This window comes from Actinoplanes sp. NPDC051494 (genome assembly GCF_044454705.1).
Taxonomy (GTDB): Bacteria; Actinomycetota; Actinomycetes; order Mycobacteriales; family Micromonosporaceae; genus Actinoplanes.
The window spans coordinates 443,473-460,093 of the sequence record NZ_JBITDZ010000005.1 but is presented as its reverse complement, the minus strand read 5'-3'; the positions used below and the strand labels follow the sequence as shown (position 1 = coordinate 460,093).

Annotated in this window: 18 protein-coding genes; 10 read left to right on the top strand and 8 right to left on the bottom strand. The window is 72.4% G+C overall.

Features of this window, described 5'->3' with window-relative positions:
- Positions 1-8: 8 nt before the first annotated feature.
- The 3 genes from ACIA6A_RS21255 to ACIA6A_RS21245 all read right to left on the bottom strand — a co-directional run bounded on the left by ACIA6A_RS21255 (position 9) and on the right by ACIA6A_RS21245 (position 2,614).
- Positions 9-1,007, bottom strand: a complete 999-nt coding sequence (locus ACIA6A_RS21255; protein ID WP_396099461.1) for a gamma-glutamyltransferase — start codon at positions 1,005-1,007, stop codon at positions 9-11.
- Between the two features lie 241 nt (positions 1,008-1,248).
- Positions 1,249-1,746, bottom strand: coding sequence for a flavin reductase family protein (locus tag ACIA6A_RS21250; RefSeq protein WP_396099460.1), 498 nt, complete (start codon positions 1,744-1,746; stop codon positions 1,249-1,251).
- Positions 1,747-1,828: 82 nt separating this feature from the next.
- Positions 1,829-2,614, bottom strand: coding sequence for a DUF1684 domain-containing protein (locus ACIA6A_RS21245; protein WP_396099459.1), 786 nt, complete (start codon positions 2,612-2,614; stop codon positions 1,829-1,831).
- Between the two features lie 92 nt (positions 2,615-2,706).
- On the opposite strand from ACIA6A_RS21245, the gene ACIA6A_RS21240 reads away from it, so the two are divergent.
- Complete coding sequence (locus tag ACIA6A_RS21240) at positions 2,707-3,210, top strand: NADPH-dependent FMN reductase (RefSeq protein ID WP_396099458.1); 504 nt, start codon at positions 2,707-2,709, stop codon at positions 3,208-3,210.
- Here ACIA6A_RS21240 and ACIA6A_RS21235 read toward each other — a convergent pair.
- Positions 3,200-4,570, bottom strand: coding sequence for an NtaA/DmoA family FMN-dependent monooxygenase (locus ACIA6A_RS21235; protein WP_396099457.1), 1,371 nt, complete (start codon positions 4,568-4,570; stop codon positions 3,200-3,202). The genes ACIA6A_RS21240 and ACIA6A_RS21235 overlap by 11 nt on opposite strands.
- Positions 4,567-5,760, bottom strand: coding sequence for an LLM class flavin-dependent oxidoreductase (locus tag ACIA6A_RS21230; RefSeq protein WP_396099456.1), 1,194 nt, complete (start codon positions 5,758-5,760; stop codon positions 4,567-4,569). Before ACIA6A_RS21230 ends, ACIA6A_RS21235 begins: the two co-directional genes overlap by 4 nt.
- A 161-nt stretch (positions 5,761-5,921) precedes the next feature.
- Here ACIA6A_RS21230 and ACIA6A_RS21225 point away from each other — a divergent pair, with 161 nt between their 5' ends.
- The 3 genes from ACIA6A_RS21225 to ACIA6A_RS21215 are packed head-to-tail and all read left to right on the top strand — an operon-like array spanning position 5,922 to position 8,389.
- Positions 5,922-6,893, top strand: coding sequence for a methionine ABC transporter ATP-binding protein (locus ACIA6A_RS21225; RefSeq protein ID WP_396099454.1), 972 nt, complete (start codon positions 5,922-5,924; stop codon positions 6,891-6,893).
- Complete coding sequence (locus ACIA6A_RS21220; protein ID WP_396099453.1) at positions 6,890-7,546, top strand: methionine ABC transporter permease; 657 nt, start codon at positions 6,890-6,892, stop codon at positions 7,544-7,546. Before ACIA6A_RS21225 ends, ACIA6A_RS21220 begins: the two co-directional genes overlap by 4 nt.
- Positions 7,547-7,564: 18 nt before the next feature.
- Positions 7,565-8,389: a MetQ/NlpA family ABC transporter substrate-binding protein gene (locus tag ACIA6A_RS21215; RefSeq protein ID WP_396099452.1), complete on the top strand. Its 825-nt coding sequence runs from the start codon at positions 7,565-7,567 to the stop codon at positions 8,387-8,389.
- Between the two features lie 54 nt (positions 8,390-8,443).
- On the opposite strand, the gene ACIA6A_RS21210 is transcribed toward ACIA6A_RS21215, so the two are convergent.
- Positions 8,444-9,634 carry an MFS transporter gene (locus ACIA6A_RS21210; RefSeq protein ID WP_396099451.1) on the bottom strand — a complete coding sequence of 397 codons (1,191 nt, stop codon included), beginning with the start codon at positions 9,632-9,634 and terminating at the stop codon, positions 8,444-8,446.
- A 61-nt stretch (positions 9,635-9,695) separates the two neighbouring features.
- On the opposite strand from ACIA6A_RS21210, the gene ACIA6A_RS21205 reads away from it, so the two are divergent.
- From ACIA6A_RS21205 to ACIA6A_RS21185, 5 genes are read left to right on the top strand one after another with little or no spacing between them, the layout of a single operon-like run.
- The gene (locus tag ACIA6A_RS21205) at positions 9,696-10,685 is read left to right on the top strand and encodes an ArsR/SmtB family transcription factor (protein WP_396099450.1); all 990 of its coding nucleotides are present in this window, start codon (positions 9,696-9,698) and stop codon (positions 10,683-10,685) included.
- Between the two features lie 33 nt (positions 10,686-10,718).
- Positions 10,719-11,312: a redoxin domain-containing protein gene (locus ACIA6A_RS21200; RefSeq protein WP_396099449.1), complete on the top strand. Its 594-nt coding sequence runs from the start codon at positions 10,719-10,721 to the stop codon at positions 11,310-11,312.
- Complete coding sequence (locus ACIA6A_RS21195; RefSeq protein WP_396099447.1) at positions 11,313-12,104, top strand: ABC transporter ATP-binding protein; 792 nt, start codon at positions 11,313-11,315, stop codon at positions 12,102-12,104.
- The gene (locus ACIA6A_RS21190; RefSeq protein WP_396099446.1) at positions 12,101-13,084 is read left to right on the top strand and encodes an aliphatic sulfonate ABC transporter substrate-binding protein; all 984 of its coding nucleotides are present in this window, start codon (positions 12,101-12,103) and stop codon (positions 13,082-13,084) included. The genes ACIA6A_RS21195 and ACIA6A_RS21190 overlap by 4 nt, the downstream gene beginning before the upstream one ends.
- Positions 13,081-13,824 (top strand): ABC transporter permease, encoded by a 744-nt coding sequence (locus ACIA6A_RS21185; RefSeq protein ID WP_396099445.1) that lies wholly within the window; start codon positions 13,081-13,083, stop codon positions 13,822-13,824. The genes ACIA6A_RS21190 and ACIA6A_RS21185 overlap by 4 nt, the downstream gene beginning before the upstream one ends.
- Here the strand turns inward: ACIA6A_RS21185 and ACIA6A_RS21180 are convergent.
- Positions 13,781-14,677 (bottom strand): NmrA family NAD(P)-binding protein, encoded by an 897-nt coding sequence (locus ACIA6A_RS21180; protein ID WP_396099444.1) that lies wholly within the window; start codon positions 14,675-14,677, stop codon positions 13,781-13,783. The genes ACIA6A_RS21185 and ACIA6A_RS21180 overlap by 44 nt on opposite strands.
- 91 nt (positions 14,678-14,768) lie before the next feature.
- Between ACIA6A_RS21180 and ACIA6A_RS21175 the strand changes: the two genes are divergently transcribed.
- On the top strand, positions 14,769-15,317 hold the full coding sequence (locus ACIA6A_RS21175) for a TetR/AcrR family transcriptional regulator (protein ID WP_396099443.1): 549 nt from the start codon (positions 14,769-14,771) through the stop codon (positions 15,315-15,317).
- Positions 15,318-15,372: 55 nt separating this feature from the next.
- On the opposite strand, the gene ACIA6A_RS21170 is transcribed toward ACIA6A_RS21175, so the two are convergent.
- Positions 15,373-16,554 (bottom strand): S8 family peptidase, encoded by a 1,182-nt coding sequence (locus ACIA6A_RS21170; protein WP_396099442.1) that lies wholly within the window; start codon positions 16,552-16,554, stop codon positions 15,373-15,375.
- Positions 16,555-16,621: the final 67 nt, after the last annotated feature.

Below are 16,621 nucleotides of genomic sequence, written 5' to 3'. Positions count from 1 at the left end.
GCTGTCCTTCAGTTGATCTTGAAGAGGGCCAGGCCAAACATACAATCCCGATGGGTTTTAAAGCTACGCAAGGTCAGCGGCGTCACAACCGTCCGCCGCGGGCGCTTCGCTGTCAGCGGCCGGTGGCGTAGCCCTGGGCGCCGCGCGGGTCGGCGGCGGCGGAGAGCCGGCCGGTCGCCGGGTCGCGGCCCACCGCGGAGAGGCGGCCCAGGGTCCAGTCGCCGGCCCGGGTGATCACGTGGCCGCACCCGGCCAGGTCGGCGATGACCTCGTCGCCGAGCCGGTCCTCGACGCCCGCGCGCGGGGGTGCCGGTGCGGGGCCGGAAGCTGCCCGGGAAGCTCGTGGTGTGGAACACCGGTGCCTCGATCGCCGCCTGCGGGCTCAGGCCCCCGGTGAGCCAGGTCATCTGCAGGCGGGTGCCGAGGCTGAAGCCGACCTCGGGGATCACCGGTGACGACTGCGGCCAGCCACCCGACGGCGTCGCCGAGATCATGGTGCCCCAGCGGTCCACCACGTCGAGATGACAGGTGTCCCCAAGGGTCGTCCCACCGACCGCCACGGTGGGCTCGCCGAGGCCGCCGTCCAGGGAACCGCCGCCGCCGCGCAGCGGGGGCAGGACCGGGCCGGTGATCAACCCGCGCCGCCGGTCGGCATAGCCCGCGGAGAGCTGTGCCGTGGGGTCCAGCTCCTCGCCGTAGTACGCCTTGCGGTCGGCGAGCGCGAGTTTCAGCGCCTCCAGGACCCGGTGCACGCCGGCGGCCGTGCCCAGGTCGAGTTCGGCGTTGGTGAAGCCGTCCAGGATCGCGAGGGTCTGCAGCAGCACCGGCCCCTGCGACCAGGCGCCGGCCTTGAGCGCGGTGGTGCCGCGGAACGTGCCGCTGACCGGGGTCTCGTAGCCGGCCCGGAACGCGGCCGGGTCGGCGGCGGTCAGCAGGCCCCGGTGGACCGTGCCGGACGAATGCCGGTGCGGGGTGTCGCGGACGAACGCGTCCACGGCCCGGGCCACGAAGCCGGTGGACCAGGCCGCGCGGACCGCGTCGATCCGGGCGGCCCGGCCACCGTCGCGATGGTCGCCGCCGCGCCGGGCAGCAACCGGTGACCTTTCTCGGCGTGGTGGATCGCGTAGCCGAGCGTGTCGGCCGGCTCCCAGGTGCCGTGGTCGCGCAACAGCAGCAACCAGGCGTCGACCGCACCAGCCAGTGGGTGGACGCGGACATCCGGTCAGGTCGGGCCGGGGGCCCGGACCGTCACGGGTTGCCGTCGTGCAGGCGGCGATAGCGGCTGCCGTGGAACACCAGCGGCGCCACCTCCGGGTCGGCGTCGAGGTCGTGCACCCGGAGCAGCACGATGTCATGGTCGCCGGCGCGGATCTGATCCGCCACGGAGCAGTCCAGCCAGGCGCTGGACCCGTCGAGCACGATCGCGCCGTCCGCACTCGACCGCCAGCCCAGCCCGGCGAACCGGTCGGCGCCCCGCGCGCTGAGCAGCCGCCCGGCGTGCTCCTGGTGCGCGCCGAGCACGCTCACGCCCAGCCGGGCGGCCCGGCGCAGCACCGGCCAGGTCGTCGACGTGTGCGCCACGCAGATCGAGACCATGGCCGGCTCCAGCGACACCGAGACGAACGAGTTCGCGGCCAGACCGGTCGGCACGTCGTCGACCAGGGCCGCGACGACCGTCACCCCGGTGGGGAACGAGCCGAAGACCCGCCGCAGCCGCACCGGGTCGAGTGCCGACCGCATCGTCATGATCCGGGCCTCTCCAGCTCCAGCACCGACACCCGGCCCTCGAAGCCGATCGTACCCGTTGGGAAGATCACCCCGATCCGCATCAGGACCGCTCGTACGGGATCTTCTCGCCGGCCTCGACCGCGACCGGGAGCCGGTTCTCGGCCGGGGGCAGCGGGCAGGTCGCGAAGTCGGTGTACGCGCAGACCAGGTTCGTGGCCCGGTTGAAGTCGAGCACGACGGTGCCGTCGGCGGCGGGCGCGTCGATGGCCAGGCTGCGGTTCGCCGCGTACGTGGTGACGCCGGACGTCTCGTCGGTGAACAGCGCGAACAGTGACCCGGGGGTGCGGCCGTTGAACACGGTCAGGGCGAGCGGGGTGCCACCGGCCTCGAACTCGACGCGGCCCGGTGACGCGTAGACGTGTTCCAGACCCTCGACCGCGGCGCCGACCGTCACGTCGCGGGGCTGGTCGAACGGTACGTAGCGGCCGGTCAGCGCCCATTTCTCGGTCGGCTCGTAGGCGGGGACGCCGTGGAACCCCAGGCGCAGGGGGTTCTCGGGGTGCCGGGGCCGGACGATGTCGAAGCCGCCGCGCCGGGCGACCTCGATGACGGCGTCACCAGCGATGGCATTGATCCCGGTGCGCTCGGCGAGCACGCCGAAGCGATGCAGACCGGTGACGACGGTGCCGTCCACGGTCAGGCTCTCGCCGTCGGCCAGCTCGACGGTCACCCCGTCCGGGCCGGTGGACCACGAACCGGGGGCGTCGTTCAGCCGGCGTGGGGTGGCGTCCAGGAAGTTCAGGCTGGTGATGGCCAGGAACCCGTGCGGGTCGGCGAGCTGCCGCTCGTGCTCGGCGTGCCAGAGCGCCCACTGCTTCTCATCCATGACCCGAGCCTATCCCTACTTATGCGATAGGAGATAGTGGTGACTTTGCGTATTGCTGAACATGCTCATAGTCAAACCGGTGCTATGGACGCATGATATGGGGAGTCGGTGAGGAGGCCCTGATGACGGACGTCGTCGTAATATGCGGACACCCGAACCCGGGATCACGAACGCTCCGGCTCGCCCGGACCGTGGGAGAACGCCTTGCCGAGACCCGTGCGGTGGTCACCGTCGACCTCGCCGAGCTCGGCCCCGCCCTGCTCGTCCCCGGTGACGACGCCACCGGGCGGGCGCTGACCCGGGTGCAGGACGCGACCGTGCTCGTCGTGGCCACGCCGACCTACCAGGGGTCGTACGCGGGGGCGTTGAAGGTCTTCCTGGATCAACTCCCGGCCAACGCCCTGGCCGGGATCGTGGCGGTGCCGGTGGTCACCGCCACGTTCCAGCCGCAGGCCGACGCGACCGAGGCGTTCCTCGCCCGGCTGCTGAGCGAGCTCGGCGCCGACGTCGTCGACTTCGGACTGACCGCGATCGAGACCGAGATGGCCGATCTGGCCGCGGTCGCCGACCAGTACGCCACCGCGCTCAGCGTGTGACCGGTGCCGCCGCCCGGGCCGGGACGCCCAGGCCCAGGTGGTCGCGCAGGGTGGTGCCGGTGTACTCGGTGCGGAAGACCCCCCGTTCCTGCAGCAGCGGGACCACCGTGTCGGCGAAACCGTCCAGGCCGTCCGGGGTCACGTGCGGGACGAGGATGAAGCCGTCGGCCGCGTCGTGCTGCACGAGATCGTTGATGCTCCCGGCCACCGCGGCGGGCGTACCGATGAAGTTCTGCCGGCCGGTGACCTCGATGATGAGGTCCCGGATGGACAGGTGGCCGGCCTCGGCGCGCTCGCGCCACTCGCGGGCGGTGGCCAGCGGGTCGCGGTGCATCCGCACGCTGGCCCGGCCCCGCGCGATGTGGTTCTCGCCGAGGTCCGGGTCGATCTCCGGCAGCGGGCCGTCCGGGTCGTAACCGCTGAGGTCACGGTTCCAGAGCTGCTCCAGGAAGCGGATCGCGGTCTGCCCGCTGACCTGCTGACGGCGGATGATCGCGGCCTGTTCGCGGGCGTCGGCGTCGGTGTCGCCGAGCACGAACGTCGCGGCGGGCAGCACCAGCAGATCGTCGCGCTCCCGGCCGTACGCCGCGAGCCGGCGCTTGACGTCGGAGTGGAACTTCTGGCCCTCCTCCAGGGTGCCGTAGCGACTGAAGATCGCGTCGGCGCTCGCCGCGGCGAACTCGCGGCCCGCGTCGGAGTCACCGGCCTGCAGGATCACCGGCCGGCCCTGCGGGCTGCGCGGCACGTTGAACCGGCCCTCGATGTCGAAGTGCTGGTCGTGGTGCGTGAACGCGCCGACCCGGCCGTCCTCGACGTACACCCCGCGGTCCTGGTCGGCCACGATCGCGCCGGCGGGCCACGAGTCGAACAGCTCGGTGGCGGTCCGCAGGAACTGCTCGGCGCGGCTGTAACGGTCCGGCTCGGCGAGGAAACCGCCGCGCCGGAAATTCTCACCGGTGAACGCGTCCCAGGACGTGACGACGTTCCACGCGGCCCGGCCCGCGGACAGGTGGTCGAGGCTGGCGAACTGCCGGGCCACCTCGTACGGCTCGTTGAACGTGGAATTGATCGTGCCGGCCAGGCCCAGCCGCTCGGTGACCGCGGCCAGCGCCGCCAGCACGGTGAACGTGTCCGGGCGCCCGACCACGTCCAGGTCGTAGATCTGCCCGGCCTGCTCACGCAGCCGCAGTCCCTCGGCGAGGAAGAAGAAGTCGAACTTGGCGCGTTCCGCGGTCTGCGCGAGCCGCACGAACGAGCTGAACTCGATGTGGCTGCCGGCCCGCGGATCGCTCCACACGGTGGTGTTGTTGACTCCGGGGAAGTGGGCGGCGAGGTGGATCTGCTTCAACGGCTTGCTCATCGGGGGCTCCGGGTGGTCGCGTAGCGGTTCTCGGGTCGGGGCAGGCCGAGCAGCCCGCGCAGGGTCGTGGCCTCGTACTCGTGCCGGAAGGCGCCCCGGGCCCGCAGCTCGGGCACCAGCGCGCGGGTGATCGCCTCCAGGTCGTCCGGGACGACACCGGGCCGCAGCCGGAACCCGGTCAGCCCCGCGCGCTGCCACCGCACCAGCAGATCGGCGAGCGCGGACGGCGTGCCCGTGAAGATCTCGGCGTCGGACGAGAACTCCGCACGCCCGTCGAGCCGCGCCCGGCGGTCCCGCGCCTCCCGGTCCGTGGCGGCGAGGAAAACCACCAGATCACCGAAGATGTGTACGGTCTCCGCGTCGCGTTTCGCGGCGGACTGCGCACCGCGGACCTCGCCGACGATGCGCTGTGCCTGCGCCTCGTCATGCGGCGTCACGTAGACCACGTCGGCCGAGCCGGCGCCCAGCCGGTAGGGGATCGTGGCGTGCGCGAGCGCGGTGACCAGCGGCTGGCCCTGCGGCGGCCGGGGGGTGATCGACGGGCCCTTGACGCTGAACCGGGAACCCTTGAAGTCGATGTAGTGCAGCTTGGCCCGGTCGATGAACCGGCCGGTCGCGGCGTCGCGGATCTCGGCGTCGTCCTCCCAGCTGTCCCACAGCCGGCGGGCCACCTCGACGAAATCGGCGGCCTCGTCGAACAGCTCCCGCACCTCGCGGGCGTCGAGGTTGTCGAGCTGCCAGGCCGGGATCGTGCGGCGGCCGAAGTGCGCGGCCTCGTCCGGGCGGGCGGAGACCTGGACCCGCCAGCCGGCCCGGCCGCCGCTGACGTAGTCGAGGGTCGCGATCGCCTTCGCGATGTGGAACGGCTCGGTGTGCGTGACCGTCGCGGTCGGCACCAGGCCGATCCGTGACGTCAGGGGCGCCACCCGGGCGGCGATCAGGACCGCGTCGAGGCGTCCACGGACCTGATCGGTGCGCTCGCCGACCGGGTCGAGGCCGGTCGCCTGCAGACCGAGGGAGTCCTCGAAGGTGACGAAGTCGAGTGTGCCGCGCTCGGCCTCCTGGACCAGGTCGGTCCAGTAGCCGGCGGTCAGCAGGTCGGCCGGGCGTGCCCGGGGCTCTCGCCAGGCGGCGGGGTGCCAGCCGGCGCCGTCGAGCGCGACGGAGAGGTGCAGCGGGATGTCGCTCATGGCTATCAATCCTATCGGCTATATATGTATTGCCGACCCGTTAACGGCGCGTGACGGTAGTAACACGGAGTTTCCCTGGAGGGTCGGGGCGGGCTACCGTCGTGCCTCGCAAAGCATATCGACTTTGTAGGAAAACCGATCGACGGAATGAGCGGGGCGAGTTGATCCAGATCGAGGGCCTGCGCAAGGCCTACCGAGCACGGGGCCGGGAGGTCGTCGCGGTCGACGGGGTCGACCTCACCGTGCGCGCCGGCGAGATCTTCGGCGTGCTCGGGCAGAGCGGCGCCGGCAAGAGCACCCTGCTGCGCTGCGTGAACCTGCTCGAACGCCCCGACGCGGGGACGGTGACGGTGGGCGGCACCGAGCTGACCGCGCTGCCGGGCAAGCGGCTGCGTACGGCCCGCCGGCGGATCGGCATGGTGCACCAGCACTTCGCGCTGCTGTCCTCGCGGACCGTGGCCGGCAACGTGGCGTTCCCGCTGGAGGTCACCGGCGTCTCCCGGGCCGGCCGCGCCCGCCGGGTGGCCGAACTGCTCGAGCTCGTCGGGCTCGGTGACCGGGCCTCCGCGTACCCGGCTCAGCTCTCCGGCGGCCAGAAGCAGCGCGTCGGCATCGCCCGGGCCCTCGCCGGCGACCCGCAGGTGCTGCTCTCCGACGAGGCGACCTCGGCCCTCGACCCGGAGACCACCGGCTCGATCCTCGACCTGCTGCGCGACCTGAACCGCCGCCTCGGGCTCACCATCCTGCTGATCACCCACGAGATGGACGTGGTCCGGCGCATCTGCCACTCCGCGGCCCTGATGCGCGACGGCCGCTTCACCGAGTCCGGGCCGATCGCCGACCTGCTGCGCGAGCCCGGCTCCGAACTCGCCCGCGGCCTGTTCCCCCTGGCCGGCACGCACCCCGAAGGCGCTCTCCTCGACCTCACGCTCAGCGGCGCGGTCGCGGACGAGCCGGTCGTCTCGGAGCTCGCCCGGACGTTCGGCACCGACGTGCGCATCATCGCCGGGTCCGTGCAGGACCTGGCCGCCACCCGGGCCGGCCGGCTGCGCATCGCCCTGACCGTGCCGCCCGCCCCCGTCGTGACCTGGCTGCGCGAGCGCGGCGTGATCGTGGCGGAGGTAGCCCGATGACCTGGACCGAGATCTCTGAACTGCTCTGGGAGGGCCTCAAGGAGACCGCCTGGATGGTCGGCTTCTCCGCCGTCCTGACCGCGCTCGGCGGCCTGCTCGTCGGCGTCGCGCTGCTGCTCACCGACCGTGGCGGCCTGTTCCCGCTGCGTCCGGTCAACGCGCTGCTCGGCCTGGTCGTCAACATCGGCCGGTCGCTGCCGTTCATCATCCTGCTGGTCGCGGTGATCCCGTTCACCCGGGCGATCGTCGGCACCACCATCGGCACCACGGCGGCGATCGTCCCGCTGACCATCGGCGCGATCCCGTTCTACGCCCGCATCGTCGAGACCGCGATCCGCGAGGTCCCCACCGACGTCGTCGCGGCCGCGGTGGCCATGGGCGCCTCCCGCCGCCAGATCGTCGGCAAGGTCCTGCTCCGTGAGGCCCGCCCCGGCCTCGTCGCCGGCCTCACCATCACGGTCATCGCGCTGATCGGCTACTCCGCCATGGCGGGCGTGGTCGGCGGCGGTGGCCTGGGCGACCTCGCCATCCGCTACGGCTACCAGCGCTTCGAGACCGAGGTCATGATCGCCACGGTGGTCGTGCTGGTGGTCTTCGTACAACTCATCCAGATGCTGGGCGACCTCCTCGTCCGGCGCCTCTCCCACCGATAGAAAGGCACCACCCCTCTCATGCGCCGCCGTTCCCTGGTCACCTTCGTAGCCGCCGCCGGCCTCGCCCTCAGCCTCGCCGCGTGCGGATCGTCCTCCGACGACGCCGGCGCCTCGGGTGACGACACCCTCAAGGTCGGCGTCAGCCCGATCCCGCACGGCGAGATCCTGCAGTACGTCAAGGACAACCTCGCCGCCGCCGAGGGCCTCAAGCTCGACATCGTCGAGTTCAACGACTACATCCAGCCCAACGTCGCCCTGCAGGAGAAGCAGCTCGACGCCAACTACTTCCAGCACATCCCGTACCTCGAGGAAGAGGTGGCGGCCAAGGGCTACAAGTTCACCGCCCTCAAGCCGGTCCACATCGAACCGCTCGGCATCTACTCCAAGACGGTCAAGACCCTGGCCGAGGTCCCGGCCGGCGGCGTCGTGGCCATCCCCAACGACCCGTCCAACTCGGGCCGCGCCCTGAACCTGCTGGCCAAGAACGGTCTGATCACCCTCAAGGACGGCGTCGGGGTCAAGGCCACCGAGAAGGACATCGCCACCAACCCCAAGAACCTCAAGATCTCGTTGCTCGAGGCGGCCCAGCTGCCCCGGAGCCTCGAGGACACCGCCATCTCGGTCATCAACGGCAACTACGCCATCGAGACCGGCCTCAAGCCGGCCACGGACTCGCTCGCCCTCGAGGACGGCGTCGACAACCCCTACGCCAACCTCGTCGTGGTCCGCACCGGTGACGAGAACGACCCCCGGATCGTCAAGCTCGAGAAGCTCCTGCACTCCGCCGAGGTCAAGAAGTTCATCGAGGACAAGTACCAGGGCTCGGTGCTGGCGGCCTTCTGACCGCCGCCCAGGAACCCGTCGACCGCCCGGCCCGCACCTCGGCCGGGCGGTCGGTCACGTGACCCCCGCGCGATCGCGGTGCTGCGCCGACCGCCTCAGGCCCGGTGTCAGGGCCACCGTGACGCTCAGCGAAGCGACCGCGAGCACCCCCATCGCGTACGCGGGCCCGAGCCGGGTGGCGAGCAGGCCGCCGATGGTCGCACCGACCGCCTGTCCCACCATCAGCCCGGTCGAGTAGAGGCCGAACGCCTGCCCGCGGGTGTCCGGCCCGGTGGCCCGGACCAGCCGTTCCTGCAGGGCCAGCGAGGCGGCGAAACCGATCGCCGCGACGAACCCGAGCGCGAGAGCGACGCCCGGCGGTGGCGTGAGCAGGAATCCGAGGTACGGCAACGCCAGCAGCACCCGCAACGGCTCGACGAACCGATCGCGAAGCCGGGGCGCCAGGAAGCGGCCCACGGCGACGTCGCCGACCAGCATGCCGGCCGCGGTGGCGGCGTACAGATATCCGGCGCCGGCCTGACCCGCGTACGGGACGAACAGGGCCTCGCAGCCGACGATGAGCCCGTTCGGCACCCACATCGCGAGGTAGATCGGCCGGGTCACCGGCGAGCCGAGCAGGGCCCGGTTCGCCTCCCTGGTGCGGGTCAGCAGGCCCTTGTCCGACACCACGCCCGGACGTTCCCGGAGCCCGAACCGCAGGGCCGGCACCGCTGCCGCCATGATCGCGCCGGCGACGAGGAAGAGCGACGAGGCCGGGAACCAGGCGAGCAGGAGGCCGCCGAGCCCGTATCCGGCGACCTGCATGACGCCGACCGCGATGTTCAGGGTCGCCCGGCCGAGCACGAAGCCGTCCGGCGGAAGGACGTCGTGCAGCAGACGCATGAAGGAACCGCTGGTCGCCGAGCCGGCGAGGAAGGGGATGGCGAGGATCGCGAACCGCAGGCCCCAGGGCAGGTTCGGCAGCGACTGCACCAGGAACGCGACCGCGTAGGCGATCGGCATGATCGTCGAAGCGCGACGCGGGCCCAGGGCGTCCGACGCGCCGAGCACGGTGGCCGAACCGAGCACCGTGATCAGCGGCCCGCCGAACATCGCCAGCGCGGTGAGCACGGGCGAACCGGTGCCGGCGTAGGTGATCGCGCCGAGGGCGAGGCTGCCGATCGACACCGCCGCCATCGTCAGGCAGCGGACGAGGAACAGCACCCGGAATTCGGGCAGGGCGAAGACCTCTCGGTAGGTATGCACACGGCGAGTCTGGGACAGTGGTCCCCGTGGTCTCCAATGATTCGCGGAGAGGCGAAACATCATGGGCTCCTGGCGAGTGTCCGCCGACCTGCTCGCATCGAGCCGGTTCGTGCTGTCCCCGATGGCCGAGACGGTGTCCGCGCTGACCCTGCTCGAGGCGCCACGGGGCCCCTGGCAGCAGGCATTCCACGCCGCGAACCGCGATGCGTTCGCCGAGATGCTGGCCGGCCATCCGGTCCGCCGTGACCTCGTGCGCCGCGCGTGGCGGTCCCGCCGCGGCGATCTGCCCGGCTGGATGGCCGATTTCCTGGGCACTGTCCCGGTGACCCCGGGCATGTCGTTCGCCGAGGAGCTCGACCAGCTCGCCGCGGAGTGGGACGACGACCGCATCCGTTCGGAGCTCTACACGGTCCGGCCGGGCCGGCTCGCCGCGACACTGCTGCGACCGGGTCTGCGCGCGGAGTTGCTCGGGCTGCTGCAATGGATCTGGACGGCCACCGTCGAGGCCGACTGGCCCCGGCGGCGGCGGGTGCTGCAGGCCGACATCGTGTCCCGCACCACCACGCTGGCCGCGCACGGCTGGTCCGGCCTGATCCCCACGCTGGGTGCGCGGACGCGGTGGCTCGGTGACGGGCTGCTGCGGATCAACCATTTCGAGCTGCCCGAGCGTGACCTCTCGGCGGCCCGGACGTTGCTGTTCGTGCCGGCCCACAGCAACGGCTCGTGGGTCATGTGGGACGAGCCCACCCGGTACGCCCTCATCTACCCGGTCGCCGGCGCGCTCGCCACGACGGCCGCGGCGGACGTACGGGGCCTGGACCGGCTGATCGGCGCCAACCGGGCCGGGCTGCTGCGCACGCTGGACGACCCGCGTTCGACCACCCAGCTCGCCGCCCTGTCGGGCCTGCCCCTGGGCTCGGTCGGCAACCACCTCAGAGTGATGCTCGATGCCGGCCTGGTGCTCAGCCGCCGCGCCGGCCGCGAGGTCCTGTACTGGCGAACGGCTCTGGGTGACTCGCTGGCGGCGACCGGCCGGGAGAACAAGGCCTAGTAATCCTATCTGCCCAGTAGGTAATATGGCGGGATGACGACTCGTATCCGGGACACCCGGAGGATGCGGCGCCAGGGTGCCGACGACGCGGCGTTCCGGCTCCAGTTCGAACGCGACGCGATCTGGGACCGGATGGTGGCCGCCGGCGACCGGGTCCCGGACCTGCCGCTGCTCGAGGTCGATCTCGGCCCGATCCATCTGCGCCGGTTGTGCGACACCGGCCCGGTCGTGCTCGTCTTCGTCCGGCACGCGAGCTCGCCGGAGTGTGCCGCGGCGCTGAAGGCGTACCGCCATGTCCTCGCTCCGGTCCTGGCCGGGGTGGACGCGCACCTGGTCGCGGTCAGCCCGCAGGCGCCGGACCGGCTCGAGGTCCTCAAGCGACAGCAGGGCCTGACCTTCCTCGTCGCGTCCGACCCCCGGCACAATCTGATCGACGCGTTCAACATCGGCTTCTCCAGCCCCGGCGCCGAGCAGGTGCTCGGTGCCGGCCGCGCGGTGCTGCCGTTCGCCACGGTCGTCGTCGCCGACCGTACCGGGATCGTGCGCTTCGCCGACGTGCACGCCGACTGGACCTCGCACACCGCCCCCGGCCGGATCATCCGCACGGTGCTCGCCCTGGAGCGCTGAGTGCGCGAGCCGGTAGGTCTGGAGTTCGCCGGCGTCGGCAAGGCTTTCGCGGCCGGCGGCCGGAGCCGGGACGTGCTGCGCGGCATCGGCCTGAGTGTCGCCCCGGGCGAGGTGATCGCGCTGCTCGGGCCGTCCGGGTGCGGCAAGTCCACGATGCTGCGGCTGGCGGGCGGGCTGGACACGGCCACGTCGGGGACGGTGTCGGTCGGCGGGCGGCCGGTGACCGGCATCGAGCCCCGGTGCGCGGTCGTGTTCCAGGAGCCGCGGCTGCTGCCCTGGCGCACGCTGCAGCGCAACGTCGCCTATGGACTACCGCGCGGGGTGAGCGGTGAACGGGCCCGCGCGGAGGTCGCGCACTGGCTCACGGTGGTCGGGCTCGACGGGTTCGCCGGGCATCGTCCCCGGCAGCTCTCCGGCGGGATGGCCCAGCGGGCCGCGCTGGCCCGGGCGCTGGCCCGCCGGCCGGGCGTGCTGCTGCTGGACGAGCCGTTCGCGGCGCTCGACGCGCTGACCCGGCTGCGCATGCAGGACCTGCTGGTCCAGGTCCACGGCGAGACCGGCGCCACGGTGCTGCTGGTCACCCACGACGTCGACGAGGCCCTGCACCTGGCCGACCGCGTCGTCCTGCTGGGGCCCGGCGACACGGACGCGTCCACGGTCCGGCTCGTGCTGCACGTGCCCGGCGCGCGGCCCCGCGACCGCGGTGACCCGGTGCTGGCCGAGCTGCGCGTGTCGCTGCTGGCCGAGCTCGGAGTAGGAAGCCGACACGTTCACGGAAGGAATCCGGCATGAGATCCGTACGCTCCGCACTGGTCGCGGTGTTGTCCCTGAGCCTGATCACCGGGTGTGTGCGGGGGGAGGAGGAGCCCGCCACGGACACGGCGACGACGCTGCGCCTGGACTACGCGTATTACAACCCGGCCAGCCTGGTCCTGCGGGAGCAGAAGTGGCTGGAGACCGACCTGGCCGCGCGCGGCGTGACCGTGACGTGGCAGCTCTCCGCCGGCAGCAACAAGGCCAACGAGGCTCTGCGCGCCGACGTGCTCGACGTCGGGTCGACCGCGGGTGCGGCGGCGCTGGTGGCCCGCGCGAACGGCACCCCGATCAAGTCGATCAGCGTGTTCAGCCAGCCGGAATGGGCGGCCGTCGTGGTGCCGAAGGGTTCGCCGATCACCTCGGTGGCCGGCCTGCGGGGCCGGAAGATCGCGGCGACGAAGGGTACGGACCCGTACTTCTTCCTGTTGCGCGCGCTGGACGAGGCCGGGTTGAGACCGGTTGACGTGACGGTCGTCAACCTGCAGCACGCCGACGGCCGGACGGCGCTGGAACGCGGGCAGGTGGACGCCTGGGCGGGACTCGACCCGCTGATGGCGCAGAGCGAGACCGACGCCGGCTCGCGACTGGTCTACCGCAACGTGGCGTTCAACTCCTACGGCGTGCTGAACGCGCGGGAGTCGTTCCTGGCCGCGCACGCCGATCTCGCCCAGGTGGTGGTCGGCGCCTACGAGCGCGCCCGCGCGTGGATCCAGGCCAATCCGGACGAGGCGGTGCGGTTGTACGCCCGGGAGGCCAAGATCTCCGAACCGGTCGCGAGAACGGTGCTCACGACGCGTACCCATCTGGATGTCGATCCCGTTCCGGGCGCCGCGCAACGTGCCGTGTTCGAGAAGATCCTGCCGGTCCTGATCGCCGACGGCACCGTCAAGAGCGAACAGGCCGCCCGGGCCGCTCTCGACACGCTGCTGGAACCGAAGTACGCCACCGCTCGATGAGGCGCGCGCTCGGCATCGTCGTCCCGGTGCTGCTGGTGGGGATCTGGCAGCTGCTGGCGTCCGCGGGGGTCTACTCCGCGGCCCAGCTGCCGCCGCCGGCCGAGGTGGTGGCCGCGTTCGGGGACCTCGCCGGGCGCGGGGAGTTGTGGCACCACCTGGCGATCAGCACACAGCGGGTGCTGATCGGCTTCGCCGCGGGGGCCGGGCTCGGTCTGGCGCTCGGCGCACTGGTCGGCCTGTCCCGGACCGCGGCGGCCGCGCTGTCGCCCACGATCCAGGCGGTCCGCGCGGTGCCGTCGCTGGCCTGGGTGCCGTTGCTGCTGCTCTGGCTCGGCATCGGGGAGACGCCGAAGATCGTGCTGGTGGCGATCGGCGCGTTCTTCCCGGTTTGGTCGACGGTGTCCGCGGCCCTGGCCCACATCGATCCGCACCTGGTCGAGGTGGGCCGGGCCTACGGGCGCTCCGGGGTGCGGCTGATCGTCACGATCCTGTTCCCGGCCGCGACCCCGGCGATCCTGTCCGGGCTGCGCCTCGGGCTGGCGCAGGGCTGGCTGTTCCTGGTCGCCGCCGAGCTGATCGCCTCGTCGATGGGCCTGGGTTTCCTGCTGATCGACAGTCAGAACACCGGCCGCACCGACGTGATGCTGCTGGCCATCGTGCTGCTCGCGGCGCTCGGCAAGCTCAGCGACACGCTGCTCAGCGTCGCAGAGCGCCGGCTGCCCACGTCGCGAACGACGTGACCGGGATGCCCAGCGCCCGCGCGAACTCGGGCCGGGCGGGCTGGCCGGCGACGTTCATGAGCTCGTGCGAGATCGCGCCGTACTCCGGCATGCCGGCGGCCAGCGCCTCTTGTTCGGTCATGTCCGGCGCGGCCAGCTCGGTGCCCAGCGCGCCGGACATGATCGCGGCGATCTCGGTCAGCGACAGATAGTCACTGGCCAGCTCCAGCTCGACGGTGTCGAAGCGTTCCGGGTCGGCGATGGCCGCGGCGGCTGCCGCGCCGATGTCCTGGACCGCGACGAGCGACAGCCGGGTCTGCGGCTTCAGCACGGTCGCGAGGCCACCTTCGACACCCCGGGGCAGCAGGTACGCGGCGGCGGGCAGCAGGTTCTCCATGAAGAACCCGGGCTTGAGGATGGTCCAGTGCGCGAAACCGGCTGCGCGGACCCGGTCCTGGATCCCGGCCTTGGCGGCGTAGTACGGCTCCAGCGCCGCGAAGCGCCCGTCGAGGGTGAGCCGCCCGGCGCCGGAGACCGACGTGTGCACGAACTGCGGCACACCCGCGGCCAGCGCCCCCTCGATGAGGTTGACGGCCTGGGCCAGCTCGCCGGGGAAGTCGAACGTACCGTCGCGGAACGGGGCCATCTGCACGGAGAAGACCGCCCGGGCGCCGAGCGCGGCCCGGGTCACCGAGTCGCGGTCCTCCAGGTCGCCGGTGACGAGCTCGGCGCCGAGCGCTTCGACGGCCTTCGCTTTCGCGGTGGCGGGGTCGCGGACCAGGGCGCGGACGGGTACGCCGGCCGCGAGCAGGGCGCGGGCGGTGGCGCCACCCTGCTGCCCGGTGGCGCCGGTGACGAGGACGGGTGCGGTCATGGTGAACCTCCAGGATTAAACGGCGGGGGCCGCCGCTTCTCGTTCGCTAAGATACGGCGGACCCCGCCACTTAGCAAACCCCGAGGTGATCATGCGCGCGGACGCCCGGCGCAACTACGCGCGCCTTCTCGAGGTGGCGGCGGAGGCCGTTGCCGTGCAGGGGGCCGACGTCTCTCTGGAGCAGATCGGCCGTACAGCGGGGGTGGGGTCCGGCACGGTGCGCCGGCATTTCCCGACCCGCCGGGCCCTGCTGGAGGCGGTCTTCCAGGAGAAGGTCGAGGCGCTCTGCGATCAGGCCCGTGACCTGGCCGGGGCCGCCGACCCGCGGGCCGCGCTGCTGGAGTGGGCGGGAGCGGTCACCGCGTCCGCCGCGACGTTCCGGGGGCTGGCGTTCGCGTTGATCCAGGACCACAGCCCGCCGGAGGCGCACTGCTCCACCGGGCGGCTCACCCAGGCGGGCGACCCGCTGGTGCGCCGGGCCGCGGCGGCCGGGGTGCTGACGCCGGGCGTGACCGTCACCGACGTGCTCAGCCTGGTCACCGGCATCGCGCTCGCGACCGAGGGCCGGCCGGGCGCCGCCGCCGAGGCGCACCGGTTGCTCGTGCTGGTCATGGCCGGGATCAGCCCCCGGACGCCGTGACGCGGCGGCCCGGCCCGGGATCACCGGTGCCGGGCCGCCGACGGCGGTCGGACGGTCAGCTGGACAGGCTCGGCGTGTAGAGCAGGCGGTTCGGTGAGCCGCTGCCCGGGCTGGTCACCACGCCGGTGGTGGCGGCGGCGACGATCGCCGCGTTGACGGTCGCCACCGAGGAGCCCGGGTGGGCGGCCAGGTACAACGCGGCCGCGCCGGCCACGTGCGGCGACGAGAACGACGTGCCGCTACCGGTGTACGTGGCGGTGTTGCTGGTGCGCCACGCTGAGGTGATGTCGACGCCGGGGGCGAACAGGTCCAGCACCGATCCGTAGTTGGACCAGGAGGCCTTGGCGTCGGTACGGCCGGTGGCGCCCACGGTCAGCGCCTCCGTCACCCGGGCGGGGGAGGTGTTGCTCGCGTTGACACCGGAATTGCCGGCCGCGATCGCGTACGGGATCCCCGCCGCGATCGAGCGCCGGACCGCGGCGTCCAGGGTCGTGCTGGTGCCGCCGCCGAGGCTGAGGTTCGCCACCGAGGTGCCCCGGGCCGCGTTCGCGGTGACCCAGTCGATGCCGGCGATGACCCCGGCGGTGGTGCCGGAACCGTTGTTGTCCAGCACCCGCACGCCGACCACGTTCGCGCTCTTGGCGATCCCGTACGTGCTGCCCACCGCGACCCCGGCCACGAACGTGCCGTGCCCGTTGCCGTCCTGCGCGACGTTGTCGCCGTCCACGGCGTCGTAACCGTACGAGGCCCGCCCGCCGAACTGCTGATGGCCGATGGTGATGCCGGTGTCGATGACGTACACCGTGACACCGGAGCTGGGCCCGTACGTGTAGGTGGTGTTCAGCGGCAGGGCGCGCTGGTCGGAGCGGTCCAGTCCCCAGGGTGCGGAGGTCTGGGTGTCGCTGAACCGTACGGTCTGGTCGGCCTCGACCGAGGCGACGGACGGGTCGGCCGCGAGCCGGGCCGCCTGGCGGGCGGTGAGGCGGGCGGCGTACCCCTCGACGGCGTTGCCGAAGACCCGGGTGACCGAGCCGCCGTGGCGCTGGGCGAGCCGCCCGGCGACGGCGCCGTCGGCCTGGATGCCGTCCTTCAGCAGCACCAGGTAGGAGCCGCTGATCGCGGAAGCGCTGTCGGCGTGCTGGATCGTGCCGGTGGGTTCCGAGGCCACCGCGGGCGCGGTGGCGGTCAGGGCGAGGGCGGTGCCGGCGAGTGCGGCGAGAGCGCGGGCGGTTCGCATCGTTCCTCCTGCTTCTGCGGCGTCGGTGTGGCGCCTGAGAAAGACGCTAGAAGCCAATGATTGATAG